At 59.8% G+C, this 12,967-nt stretch carries 8 protein-coding genes; 1 reads left to right on the top strand and 7 read right to left on the bottom strand.

Features of this window, described 5'->3' with window-relative positions:
* Window positions 1–5 precede the first annotated feature (5 nt).
* Entirely contained in the window at window positions 6–1,292 is a 1,287-nt protein-coding gene (locus tag EU556_RS04455; protein ID WP_135431381.1) for an MFS transporter, read from the bottom strand.
* A 257-nt stretch (window positions 1,293–1,549) separates the two neighbouring features.
* Here EU556_RS04455 and EU556_RS04450 point away from each other — a divergent pair, with 257 nt between their 5' ends.
* Window positions 1,550–4,411: a PAS domain-containing sensor histidine kinase gene (locus EU556_RS04450; RefSeq protein WP_135431379.1), complete on the top strand. Its 2,862-nt coding sequence runs from the start codon at window positions 1,550–1,552 to the stop codon at window positions 4,409–4,411.
* 125 nt (window positions 4,412–4,536) lie between these two features.
* On the opposite strand, the gene EU556_RS04445 is transcribed toward EU556_RS04450, so the two are convergent.
* The 6 genes from EU556_RS04445 to EU556_RS04420 form a co-directional block, all read right to left on the bottom strand.
* A complete protein-coding gene (locus EU556_RS04445) occupies window positions 4,537–6,687 on the bottom strand; it encodes an FUSC family membrane protein (protein WP_135431377.1) in 2,151 nt (716 codons plus the stop codon).
* A 152-nt stretch (window positions 6,688–6,839) separates the two neighbouring features.
* Complete coding sequence (locus EU556_RS04440; RefSeq protein WP_135431375.1) at window positions 6,840–7,730, bottom strand: cyanophycinase; 891 nt, start codon at window positions 7,728–7,730, stop codon at window positions 6,840–6,842.
* Window positions 7,731–7,794: 64 nt separating this feature from the next.
* A complete protein-coding gene (locus tag EU556_RS04435; RefSeq protein ID WP_135431373.1) occupies window positions 7,795–9,357 on the bottom strand; it encodes an FAD-dependent oxidoreductase in 1,563 nt (520 codons plus the stop codon).
* Between the two features lie 92 nt (window positions 9,358–9,449).
* Window positions 9,450–9,803: a hypothetical protein gene (locus EU556_RS04430; RefSeq protein WP_135431371.1), complete on the bottom strand. Its 354-nt coding sequence runs from the start codon at window positions 9,801–9,803 to the stop codon at window positions 9,450–9,452.
* Between the two features lie 168 nt (window positions 9,804–9,971).
* On the bottom strand, window positions 9,972–10,940 hold the full coding sequence (locus tag EU556_RS04425; protein WP_135431369.1) for a bestrophin family protein: 969 nt from the start codon (window positions 10,938–10,940) through the stop codon (window positions 9,972–9,974).
* Between the two features lie 156 nt (window positions 10,941–11,096).
* On the bottom strand, window positions 11,097–12,941 hold the full coding sequence (locus tag EU556_RS04420) for a MutS-related protein (RefSeq protein ID WP_135431367.1): 1,845 nt from the start codon (window positions 12,939–12,941) through the stop codon (window positions 11,097–11,099).
* Window positions 12,942–12,967: the final 26 nt, after the last annotated feature.

The raw sequence follows: 12,967 nt of genomic DNA, 5'->3' as shown, positions 1-12,967 counted from the left end.
GCTGTTTACGCTGCCCGCACTTCGGCTTGAGATAGCGCTTGCGGGCGGCTCAGCCCGTAGCACAAGCCCAGCACGAGTACCCCACACCCTAGGCCTAGCGCCGGGGCACTCACTAGGTGCAAGGCCCAACCAGTAATGTAAGAGCCGCATACGCCACTCAGGTTTACTAGCGCCATGTAAGTAGTAAACTGAGAGCCCTCTATCTGCGGGCGGCACAAGGTCATGAGCAGCGGTAGGGCGGCCACGCTCAGGCTTGGGTCGGCTAGGTTCCAGACCAACAGGCCTAGTGTGGCTACGGCCTCTTGCTTCCACCAGAAGCTCAGGCTACAGAACACCAGCAGAAAGCAGCCCAGTACACCTAGCACCCAGCGCTGCAGCCGGGCCGGACCCACACGGTCGGCCAGAATGCCTCCCACCACAATCAGGGCTAAGGAGGTGAGGCTGCCCCAGCTCCCCTGCAGCATGGAAAGCGTACTATCGGACCAGTGTAGCTCCCGAATCAGATGATTGGAATAGGCCCAGCCGAACACGCTGAAACACAGATAGGCCAAGGCAATTCCTCCAAACAACCGCAACGACACCGGCTCACTGATGGCCCGAAATAACTCCCGGAACAGCCAGCTCACTGAGGGGTTATCGGCGTTTTGCGCCAGGGCCGCGCGGCGCTGGTGGCGACTGGGTAGCAGTTGGTCGGTTTTGTCGAGGCGAATGAAAAAAGTCAGGATGGTAAAGGCTAGCAGGGCGGCCGACTGGGCTAGTGCGGCCCAAAAGAAGCCGTAGTGGTGCAGCACCCACGACAGGCCCGCCGCCCCAGCCGAAATGCCCAACAGAAAACCACCCCGCATGCACGCATTCACGCGCCCCCGTTCGGCCTCCGGTACCACTGAAATGGCAATGGCATCAACGCTGGCGTCCTGGATGGAGGCAAAGACGCTGTGCACCACAAACGCCAGAGTGAGCAATGAAAGTTGGGCCACGGGCTCACGCACCAGCAGCAGCAACAGCGAGGCCAGCACCGCTACTAGTTGCGTAAGCACCACCCACTGCTTGCGGTGGCCAATAACGGAGTACTGATACTTGTCGATGAGTGGCCCCCACACGAACTGAATGGTCCAGGGCAGGCCTACCATGGCGGTAAACGTGGCCACCGTTTGCACTGGCAGCTTCTGGGCGTTGAGGTAGTTCACCATGGCCGTCAGACCAAAGCCGGCCGGAATCCCCTGCATGCCATACAGGTAAAAGAACGTACCGTAGCGCAACCCAGCGCTTTCCCGCAATACCAGATTCTTCACGTTTGATGCGCTGGTTATAAGTAGTTTATCACTCCGGAGAAAACGCACCGCCGGCCCTTGCACCAGGAAGGAAGCTGAACCTTTACTTTCTTTGCGCCGCCGATGTACTCACTAGGCCACATAGCGGCTGGTTTCTCGGCGTGCTGAGCACGACAAGACGCTGCTTCTCACGGCTATACAAAAGCAAGCTAACCCGTTTCGAGATACTATACTATTTTTAGGTGCTCCTGTAAGCTACGCCCACTATCTATCTGCTTATGTCTGCTGCTGAGACGGTATTACCGGCCGATGTGGTCGAGCCTACGGGGTTTCTCCACACGCTGCTCTCCATGTCGCTGACCGCCGTGGCGGTGTTGCGGCCTCTCTATCATCCCACGCAAGCGGTTATTCAAGACTTTGCCTGGGTGTCTCTTAATGAGGCCGGCCAGCGCATGCTACAACAGCCAGAGCACCCTTCGTTGTCGTTGCTGACGTTGTTTCCGACGGCCAAAGCCGATGGGGTATTTGCCAAGTGCTGCCTGGCCTACGAAACCGGCGAGCGGCAACACAGCCAAACCAACTATCAGGCCGACGGACTTGACGGCTACTTCCTGCTGGTGGCCCAGCGCTACGAAAACGTATTGGTAGTCAACTTTACTGATACCAACGACCAGCCCCGCACCCCCGTAGAGCAAGCCCTGCGCGAAAGCCAGACCCGCGAGCAAGAAGCCCGGGCCGAGGCTGAATTGCGGCGTCAGCAGCTGCATCACGTGTTGGAGCAGGCTCCGGCCATGATTTGCATCTTCGACGGCCCCACCCACATCTTCCAGTTTGTTAACCCACCCTACCAGGCGCTGGTAGGAGACCGGCCGCTCATCGGCAAGCCGATAGCTGAGGCCATGCCCGAACTGACCGGGCAGCCCATTTTTGCCCTGCTGGACCAGGTTTACCAAACGGGCGAGACCTATTACGCCCACGAAATGCTGGTACAGCTCGACCACGCCAACGAGGGCCGCACGGAGCTGGAGAAACGGTACTACAACTTCATCTACCAAGCCCGCCGCGACGTAACCGGCACCATCGATGGCATTTTGGTATTTGCTTACGAGGTTACGCCCCAGGTACAGGCCCGCCAGCAGGTAGAGCAGCTCAACCACGAGCTGGAGGCGCGCGTGCAGGAGCGCACCCGGCAGTTGCGCCAGCAAAGCCAGCGGCTGGAACGGCTGGTGCAGGAAGCACCCGCCGCCATTGCCCTGCTCGATGGCCCCAACCTCGTGTTTGAGCTGCTGAATGAGGACTACCAGGCCCTATTTCCTGAGCGCACATTGCTGGGCAAGCCCGTGGTAGAGGCTCTGCCCGAACTGCTGAACACCCCGCTGGGCGAGGTGCTGCAGCAGGTGTACCACACGGGCGAAACCTTCGAGGGGCAGGAGTTCCCGATTCCGTTTGTGGGGCCCGACGGGCAGGAGCAGAACCGCTACTTTGACTTCATCTACCAGGCCCGCTACGACGTGGCCGGCGCCATCGATGGCATTCTGGTGTTCGGCTTTGACGTGACGGAGCGCGTGCAGCGCCGCCAGCAAACCGAGATGTTGCAGACCCAGCTGCTAGCCAGCGCCGAACAACGCGCCCGGCTGCGGCAAGACGTGCTGCAGGTATTTCAGCAGGCCCCCCTTGCCGTGCTGGTAATGCGCGGGTCCACCCACGTAGTTGACTACATTAACGACTACGGCATAGAGCTGATTGAGGGGCGCGAAATTATCGGTAAGCCCTTGGCCGAGGTGCTGCCCAACATGCTTAATCAGGGTTTCATACCCTTACTCGACCAGGTATACCACACGGGAAAAACGCAGCGCGGGCAGGAAGTTTTGCTACTTGCAGACCAGCCCGATGGGCAGCCGCCGCAGCCTTACTATTTCACGTACACGTACCAGGCCTACGAAGAGGAAGGTCAGCGAGTGGGCGTCGCCATCTTCGCCACCGAGGTTAGCCAGCAGGTGGCCGCGCGCCAGGCCATTGAGGCTGGCGCCCAGCGTTTGCGCCTGCTTACTGATGCGTTGCCCGTACTCATTGGCTACCTTGACCAAGAGCGGCGCTACCAGTTCGCCAACGAAGCGTACAGGGCTTGGTTCAACCAAGACCCAGCTGCTCTGCTGGGCCGCCACGTCTGGGATATTGTGGGGGAACAGGCCTATGCGGCCGCGGCCGGCTACATAGACCGGGCCCTGGCCGGGGAGCGGGTCAGCTTCGAGGCCACCATGCCCTACCGGCCCGATTTCACCCGCCACATCCGCACCGACTTTATCCCCGATGTGCAGGCCGGCGCCGTGGTGGGCTTCTACACGCTCGTGACGGATGTAACGGAGCAGGTAGTGGCGCGCCAGCAGGTGGAAGCACTAAACCAAGAGCTACAAGCCCGCAACGCACTCATCGAAGCCAGCAACGCCCAGCTCACGCACGCCAACGCCGACCTGGACACCTTCATTTACACAGCCTCTCACGATTTGCGCATGCCCGTAGCCAACATCGATGGGTTGGTGACTGCGCTTCGGCAGGAACTGCGGGAGGAGGCCGTGACCACGTGCGCTGTGGAATATATTCTGGATTTGATGGACAATGCGGTTGCTCGTTTCCAAACCACCATCGGGCATCTCACCGATATTGTACACCAGCAACAGGGCTGGGAGCAGGGGCGGCAACGGATAGATGTGGCCGCTATGGTAGAGGATATCCGCCTCGACCTGGCTCCCCTGCTTGCAGCCGCTCAGGCAGAATTGCAGGTAACGGTAGAGGAATGTCCGGTGCTGCATGGCTCCCCGAAGGATGTGCGGAGTATCATTTTCAACCTGCTCAGCAATGCCCTCAAGTACCACGACCCAGCCCGCCCCGCCCGAGTGCACCTGCACACAACCTGCAATGCGCAGTGGGCCGAGCTGTGCGTGCAAGACAATGGGCTAGGCCTCACCGCTGAGCAGCAAGGCAAGCTTTTCGGCCTCTTCACCCGCCTTCACGACCACGTAGACGGCTCGGGCGTGGGGCTATACTCCATCAAGCGGCTAGTTGAGAACCGAGGGGGCAGTATTAGGGTAGAAAGTGAGGTGGGCGTGGGTTCCACCTTCCGGGTGCAGTTGCCAGTGTAGTGTCTGCCGCTTTTGGCTACTCCTACCCTTCCCCAAGCGGTGCTTTTCACTGCTTATCTGCTCAGCCGCTTGCTAGTAGCCTTCTCGCTTGGCAATGAAGTTCATAGGAAGCCCTGCTAGGCCACTTACCTCGCACTGCTTGTTTCGCTGGTAAGCGTTTCTTCCGTTACTTTCCGAATATCGGAGCTGACTTTTTGAATGAAATCGAGCTGCTCTACGAGCTGCGGGTCAACGGGTGCCTCGGCGGGTACCCCGGCGCTTTCGGGGGCGGTGGGCAATTCGGCTTCCTGCGGGTCGAGGGTACGTAGGCTCCGGGTCAGGGCGTGCTGGGCGTGCCGAACGGGTTTAAGCAAACTAGCAACCTGCGGTGCTTGGCGGCCACTGCTGAGCATGGCCGAGGTGATGGAAGCCACGTTGGAGGACAGGATGTGGTTGAGCACCACAAACTCGTGCACCTCGTTAGGGCGGTGTTGCTTGCCCCGCGGCTCCGACATCATGCGCTGGAAGGCCGCTGCCAGGTTGGCGGAGCTCACGTACACTTCTTTGCGGGCCAGCTTATAGTCTACTACTGCCACGGGCGAGCCGTTCAGGGCTTCGGCCAGGGTTTGCAGGTAGCGCAGGTTGGCACGCAGCACTTGTTTCATATAGTCCTGCAGCTGGTCAGATTCCCAACGCGGAAACAGCAAATACGCCGCGCCAAAGGCTAACAGGCACCCGGTTACGGTATCAATTACACGCTCTTCTACCACCTGCAGGTAACGCAGCCCCATGAGGCTGAACAGGATCAGTACGAAAGGCGTCATGAAGGTGACAGCCACGATGTAGTTGCTGCGCGTGAAGCTAAAAGAAACCAGCATGAACAGGCCTAGCAGCACCACTAGGGCTACTTTATCATGCACCAGCCAGAGCACCACGCTGCCTACCACACCACCTACCAGCGTGCCTAGCACCCGCTGCACATTACGCTGCTTGGTGAGGCTGAAGGCCGGCTTAAGCATGTAGGTGATGGTCATCAGAATCCAGTAGCTGTGGTGGCCAGGCAACACCACTTTGGCCACCAGAAAGCCCACCAGGCAAGCCAGCGTCATGCGCACTGCGTGGCGAAATACGCCGGAGTTCAGGGTAAGGTGGTCGCGCAACTGCTCTAGCCCAAAGCTCTGGTGGCCTACAAACCGGCCAAACTCCAGGTCGTTGCCAAGGCGCGTGGGGGCGCTGGCATCGAAGTAGGCCTGAATATCCTGGAGGCGCTGGTTGAGGTTGCGCAGGTTTACCAAAATCTTCTTCAGCACCAGCGTATGCCCCGGCTGGGCGGGGTCTTCGAGGGCATCGATGCGGAGCTTGAGCTGCTCTAGGCCAGCGGTTAGGTTCACGCCCGGTCGAAACCCGTGGTTGGCCTGAATGGCGTAGCCCATGTTTTCCAGCTCGGCGGCCATCAGCTCGGCTAGCTCGGCAATGGCCTCTAGCACCCCCGAGGGCCCAAAGCGGGCCCGAATGGCGGCGTAGTCGTAGTACGTTACCGTGATGTGCTCGTAAAGGTCGATGACATCCACGAAGGTGAGTACCAAGCGCCGCCCGTTCCCCGTCGATTCCTTGATCATCTGTCGGGTTTTGAACAGCAGCTCGCGCACGGCATCCTGCTTCTCGTTCACGGTCACCTGCTGGGCTACTAGGCGGCGGTAATCTTCCTCTAAGCTGGTGCCCGTGCGGTAAAACTCGGCCTTCAGTCGTAGGAAATCGGCAATGGACCGAATGCACTCCCCCAAAGCCTGCTGGGCCGGGCGGTACGGCCGAATCTGGTAAGTGAGCAGGCTGATGAGCATATACCAGATACCGCCCGCCGTTACTAGGCCAGTATACTGCAATAGCTGCAGAAACGGCAGGTGCCGGTCCATCATCAAAATCAGCAGCAGCAGGCCGGCCGTACCCACCGAGGCGGCGCGGTTGCCGTACACCAGAAACAGCGTAAACACGAAGCTGAGCACCACTACCTCTAGGCCTAGCAGCCACAGATACGGCTGCACCACGCCCGTGAGCAAAGCCACCAGCGGCAGCAGGGCAATGCCGGCCAGCATGCCGTTGCGCTTGTGCACCACCGGGCCCGGCGAATCAATAATGCTAATGCACAGCGCGCCCAGCGACACGGTGAGGCCCTGGTCTAAGTGGCCTAGCAAGCCCAGGGCTACCCCCGGAATCAGGATGGAAAGCGTGGTGCGCAACCCATCGGAGAAATCTTGGCTGGAGAAAAAGTACTGAAAATTGCGGGTATGGTCGTTCATTGCAGCAGGCTGCGGGTGCGGGTACGTGTCGGCTATACGATAGTACGCAGTTGGCGGACGGGCTCCGACGCCCGGCCAAACTACCAGAAAAAAGCCGAGCCTGCGTAGCGCAGACCCGGCTATTATCTGAAAGCACATGGCTAGGCCACGCCTTAAATATGGATCTGCTCGATAATGGGCAAGGTATACCGCTCCCCGCGGGCCAGCATGTGCACCCGCAGGTCGCGGATGGTGAAAGGCATGCCCGGCTCTACCTCATGGATGTTGGTAGACGAGCACGTCATGCCATCTACTACTACCACCATGCCGTCGCCAATTACCTCCAGCTCGCGGCCCTGGGTAATAACTACGCCCGTGTTTTCCTCCAGCCCCAGCCCAATACAAGCCGGATTGGTGGCAATAATCTGGGCCATGCGCACAATACGGCCGCGGGCCACGAAGTGCGTATCAATGGCTACGTCGCGCAAGAACTCTAGGCCAGTGGTGATGTGAATTTCATCCTTGAGCATGCCGGCATCGTTGCGGCCCTGGTAAATCATGGGGGTGCTCATGGCCGTGGCCCCGGCGCTGGTGCCGGCAATCAGGAACCGCTCAAATGTGTAACGCTCCTGAATAATGCGCTGCACCAACGTGCCGCCTAGCAGGGCAGTAAGCCGCAACTGGTCGCCGCCCGTGAACATAACCCCTCCGGCCTTGCGCAGCACGCTTATCAGCTCTTCGTCGTTGGCTTGGTTGCGGTCCTGGATGTTAAGCACTTCTACGTGCTCGGCTCCTAGCTCCCGAAAAATCTCAATGTATTCCTGCCCCGCCTGCTCGGCTTCTTCCGAGGCCGTTGGAATAACCACAATGGGCCCTTTGCCCTTAAGCTCATCCACTACGCGCTGCAGAATAAGCGTCGGGGCCACGTCGGGGTCTTTGCTCGATTCGCTTTGCGAGAGTTGCTCTTTGCGCTCGTGCCCCCCAATCGGAATCAAAATTCCCTCTGGGTGGGGGCAACTGGCTTGTCGGGGAGATTTGGCGGCGTGTTTTTTGGCGGTTGGCATAGCGCGGCGAAGAGAAATGAAAACAGTACTGGCCTAGGCGGAGGCGACATCAAAACCCCAGCCTTTACTCCTTAACCGGGGCTAAGTTGGAGTTGGCGGGGCCGTTTAACAATTCTCCAAATGGGGTGAAGCGCGAGCCATGGCAGGGGCAGTCCCAGCTTTTCTCTAGGCCATTCCAGTGCACCACGCAGCCCAGGTGAGGGCAAATGGCTGAGCACTCGTGGGTCTGGCCGGCATCGTCGCGGTACACGGCTACTTTGGTAATGCCGTGCCGCAGTACCGCACCCGTGCCGGGCTTAATCTCCGATTCTTTGCTTACGTCGCCGCCGGTGAGCAGGTCGGTGTACTCGGCGGCCACGTTCAGGTTCTCGCGCACAAACTCCTTCACCGATTCTGGGCGCACCGTCACGCGGCCGGGGTCGTAGAGGTTGGCCCAGGGGTTGGGGCGGTTCTGAATCAAGTCGGTCACAATCTGTGCCCCCAGCGTGCTGTGGGTCATGCCGTGGCCTGAGTCGCCGGTGATGATGTAGAGGTTATCCGAGTCGAGGGGGTTGCGGCCGGCATAGCCCAGCCCGTCGGAGGGCTCCATCACCTGCCCCGACCAGCGGTACTCGATGCTTTCTACTGAGGGAAAGTGCTCACGCGTCCACTCTTCCAGGCAGCGCAGCCGCTCCTCGGGGTTTTCTTCCTGGCCAGTTTTGTGGTCTTCGCCCCCAACCACTAGCAGGTCGTGCTGGGCGTTTTCTTCAGTTAGCTCCTGCAGCCGGATGTAGTGGTAAGGGTCGGCCGTATCCCAATACAGCGCCCGCGTAACAGAGCCCTTGGGCACGCGCGCCGCCAGGGCATAGGTGCGGTACGGGTGCTGCTTGGTGTGCATCACTACCCGGTCGTTGAAGGGCGTGTTGGTGGCTACTACCACGGCCTTGGCCTGCACGTCCACCTCATCGGATACGACGGCGCGGGCTTTGCTGCCCCCGTGCACCTCCGTTACGTGGGTGTGGGTAAAAATTTGGCCGCCCTGCCGCACAATGGCTTGGGCTAATCCCTGCAGATATTTCAGAATATGAAACTGGCCCTGGTTCGGAAACTTCAGGCACTCGCCGGTATGGAAGCCTTTGGTGTTGGCATTTTTGAGACGCTTAACGCCGCCTAGGCCAGCCCGGTGAGCTGCTTCCAGCTCCTCATCCAGTTCTTTAGGGTCGCCATCTTTGGGCAGAAACAGGTAACCATCGAGCCGGGTAAAGTCGCAGTCGATGTTTTCACGATTGACGATTTCCTCGATGCGGGTAATGGCCATGCCGTGGCTATCGGCGGCGAGGCGGGCCCCCGCTTCCCCAAACAGGTGTTCCAGGGTGGTATATCGGTCGTCGAGGGCGTTAGAGAGGTGGGCCGTGGTGCGGCCGCTTTCCCCGCTGGCCAGTTCCCCATCTTCCAGCACTACCACCTTTAGCCCTTCCCGACCCAGCAGGTACGCCGTTGTAAGTCCCGCAATGCCCCCGCCCACCACAACTACATCGGTAGTAATGGCTTTTTTCAGCGGTTTGAAAGTGGGTAGCGGACTAGCGGTGCCAAACCAGGAGGAAGTAGTAGAGCCAGAAGTGCGGGTAGGATTGGGGGTAGCAGCCATAGAAGCAAAACGAGAAGATGAGCTTCTCTCTACGCCAGGCTTTTAACCCAGGTTAAGGTTCAGCTTACGCCAGCTTCTACCCCTCCTCTGCCCTACTGCTGCTGGAAGCCTACCTGCTTGAGCGCCGCTACGTCGGTGGCTTCGACTTTGGCTTCCAGAGTGCGCCCCGTGGGGCACGAGCAGGTGCGGCAGTTGCCCAAAATGGCCGTAGTGCTGATTTTGATACTGTACAGCTTGATGTTCTTCTGCCCCACGTACTGCTCCACAACTGTCTGAAAGCCCTCGTCGGTGGAGGGGTTGGTGGCTGAGGTTATCCACGGATCGGCGCAGAAGGTTTGCGCGTAGCGGACGGTAACGGGATTGGCCGGCGCAGGCTCGGCGTCAGATTTTTTACACGCGGCAACTCCGGCCGCAAGGGCGCATAACAAGGCAATCCGATTCCACATGGTAGTAATACGATAAGGTTATTTCTACTCCTGTAGAGGCAGCTTGCCGCGGAAAGGTTGTAAGCAGGTAGCTTTTGCTGTGAGGGTGGTCTAGCCCGCCTGTAGTAAGATAAAAGCCCACCAGGCTAGGCCTAGTGGGCTTTTGAGAGGCAAGGATGAGCCTGTTTTTTAGTATAAGATGTCGTTGACGGGCTCCAGCTTGCTGGGCACTTCCGTTTCGCCCAGCATCTGGCGCAGGTCAATTTCAATGGTGCGGCAAATGGCCGTCATGGGCACGTCGTTCATTTCGTTCTCAAAGGGGTTTTCGCTGGTGTGGCCTACCACCTCAATGGTATTGAACACCCACGACACCAGCACCGAAAATGGCACCGTCAGCCAAATGTGGTCGGGCCCCATCTTGGCAAACTCGCCGATGAGGCCTAGCGGTAGCAACGCCACAAACACCCAAATGAACACGTAGCTAAAGAAGGCGTACTGGCGCGGAAAGGGCGTGTTCTTGATTCGCTCGCAGCCCCCCTGCAAATCATAAAGGCGCTCTAGCGTACCCATCATAGTCACGTGCTGAAAGTCGTTGAGCAGGCCCCGCTCCTCCCGCAGCACCCGCAGGTCGGCGGCTTGCTGGCGGATGAGGTGGGCGGGCGGGTTGGCCACCTGCCGTAACCGCTCCGACTCTTCCGCATCCAGGAAAGGAGCTACGGCGGCATCCCACTGCTCGGGCTGGCGGCGCAGGTTTAGCCGCAGGGCATTGCACCAGGCAATTTGGCGGTACACCAGCCGCTGGTGCCGCACAGAAAGCTCCTGGGCGGAGGCGGCCGGCGCCTCTACCCCCGGAGCATCTACCACGGAAGTCACAAATTCTAGCGCCTCCACGGCCCAGGTGCGGCTGGTGTTTACAATACCGCCCCACAGCTGCCGTCCTTCCCAGAAACGGTCGTAGGAGCCATTGTTTTTGAAGCCGATGTAGAAAGCTACGGCCGTACCCAGCAACGCCACCGGCTGCCACGGAATAGATACCGAATGGAAATTCAGCGGCCCGTAAATGAAGCACACCACCAGGGAGTAGCAGGTAAAAACCACTACACTCTTCCAAGCGAACTTCCAGATGACGCGCCAGCGCAGATTATTACGAACGTACACGAAAAGTCAGGTAAAAAGGTAACACCGGAGCCACGTCGGTTGAGCTTACGCAAAGTACGAGTCTGACCTTAATGTGGCCGGATTGGCAGTAAAAACTTCTACTCAGGCAGTTCGTTACGGCATTAATTTAACTGAACAACAACGCGTTGCACCCGCTTAATCCAGCATAATACCCATCAGACGCATGAGTTGACTAGCATTGAAAGCCCGGCACACGCCTGGTGTGAGATGGTAGTCGAAGCGCAGCGTGCCGTCGGGCTCCAGGAAACTATTGAAGCTGAAATTGCGGACGGTGCCGGGCAGTTCCTGCTCCAGGGCGGCCAGCTCCAGGTCGTGGGTGCTGACTAGGCCACTGGCCGGGCGCTTGTGCAACTGGTGCACCAAGGCGCGGGCCCCGCGGTGGCGGTCCTGGGAGTTGGTACCCTTCAGAATTTCATCGAGCAGGTAGAACACGGGCAACTGGGCCGCGGCGGGTGCCTCGGCCAGGTCTAGCAACAGGCGCAAGCGCTTTAGCTCAGCGTAGAAAGAAGAGGTATTTTCGGCGAGGTTGTCGTTGGTGCGCATGGCCGTGTACACTTGCATGGGGCTGCACCAGAAACTATTGGCGGCTACTACAGCACCGGCCTGAGCCAGTACCAGGTTGAGGCCTACGGTACGCAGGAAGGTGCTCTTGCCGGCCATGTTCGAGCCCGTAATTACGGTAGTCTGGCCTAGGCCACTCAGACTGAAGTTATTGGTGATGCGCTGGTGGTCGAAGATAAGGGGGTGGCCTAGGGCTTCGGCCGCTACCTCCAAGGGTTCGGTGCTCAGGCTAGGCTGTGCATACTCGGGATTAGCGGCCCGAAAGGCGGATAGGCTCACCAATGCATCCAGCTCGGCGGCGGCTTCCAGCAGAGGCTCCAGCTTACCACCGAGGCGGCGCTTCCAGCGCTCCATCTGCCACATCCCCCACAGGTCCCAGAGCAGCAGGCTGTTTACCGTACCGGCCACGGCTGGGTTCTGGCGCAACGAAAACCACCCGGCAATGCGGGCCAGCCAGCCCAGCAACTGGGAGGCCGTAATGCCCTCGGCTACTTGCAGCGTGCGGTGCAGACGGCGCAAGGCCGCATCTTGCCAGTCGCGCGCCTCAAACAGGGCCAACTGATCGTGGGCGGCCCGCAGGGCGTCGCGCATAGCGGTGGCGTGCTGGTAGTAATCCGCGCGCTGGGCGCGGAAGGTAGAGTTAAGGAAGCTAGTCAGCAGCAACCCGCCGAACAGGTACCAGGGGCCATAGTCGTTCAGCAGGGCCACTAGGCCACCCACCGTGAGCAGGGGCAGCACCACCAGCAGGGGCAGCAGCCAGCCTTTACCCATGAAGAAATCGGGGAGTTGCAGCCAAGTAGCAAACTCTCGGGGGTCTTGCTCCTGGCGTGCGTAGTGGCGGGCCCGGGCTTGCCACTCTTGCTGCCAGGCCACATCGGGGGCCAGCTCGGCGGTGGCCTGCTGCCGCTCCCGTACCGCCGGGGCTGGGCTCGGGGCCAGCAGCCAGCCCGCCAGCCAGTCCTGGCCTAGCCGGGAGGTACTGCGGTTGAGTAGCTGAAACAGGGAGTGGCTCCCGAATACATCGAGGTCGGCGGCGTAGGGGTGCTGGGTATCGAGGTAGCGTAGGCCGGGGTCGAAGCCCGTGAGCTTGCCTTCTAAGCGCAGCTGCTCGTCGCGGTTGAGCTGGGCCAGCAGGCGGTGATGCTCCCGCTGGTAGCCGACTGTAGTATGCCAGCGCACCAGGCCCAGAAACACGAGGTAAGCGGCAAACAGCAGCCCGAAGCCAGCCAACACTTGCCCGCTCGTAAACAGCAGCCACGCCCCTACGGCCGCGCCCCCAAACACCAGCAGCCGCACCAGCGCCACCATTCGGTGCCGCCCCGCGAAGTAGGCTTCGCGCTCCGTATAGTGAGCTAGGTTTTCCTGGAAAAGCTCGGCGGGTGAAACAGACAGAGGACGAACAGCGGAAGAAACAGGCACGGCAGCAGAATCAGTGAGGCCACGAA

Origin of the sequence: Hymenobacter fodinae (genome assembly GCF_004745825.1) — a bacterium.
GTDB classification, from domain to species: domain Bacteria; phylum Bacteroidota; class Bacteroidia; order Cytophagales; family Hymenobacteraceae; genus Hymenobacter; species Hymenobacter fodinae.
The sequence above is the reverse complement of the archived record's forward strand: the minus strand, read 5'-3'. Positions and strand labels throughout refer to the sequence as shown.

What these genes read in the sequence shown, in the direction of transcription:
- EU556_RS04450 (WP_135431379.1), top strand. Translation starts at nt 1,550, where the DNA reads ATGTCTGCTGCTGAGACGGTATTACCGGCCGATGTGGTCGAGCCTACG.
- EU556_RS04445 (WP_135431377.1), bottom strand. Translation starts at nt 6,687, where the DNA reads ATGAACGACCATACCCGCAATTTTCAGTACTTTTTCTCCAGCCAAGAT.
- EU556_RS04440 (WP_135431375.1), bottom strand. Translation starts at nt 7,730, where the DNA reads ATGCCAACCGCCAAAAAACACGCCGCCAAATCTCCCCGACAAGCCAGT.
- EU556_RS04435 (WP_135431373.1), bottom strand. Translation starts at nt 9,357, where the DNA reads ATGGCTGCTACCCCCAATCCTACCCGCACTTCTGGCTCTACTACTTCC.
- EU556_RS04430 (WP_135431371.1), bottom strand. Translation starts at nt 9,803, where the DNA reads ATGTGGAATCGGATTGCCTTGTTATGCGCCCTTGCGGCCGGAGTTGCC.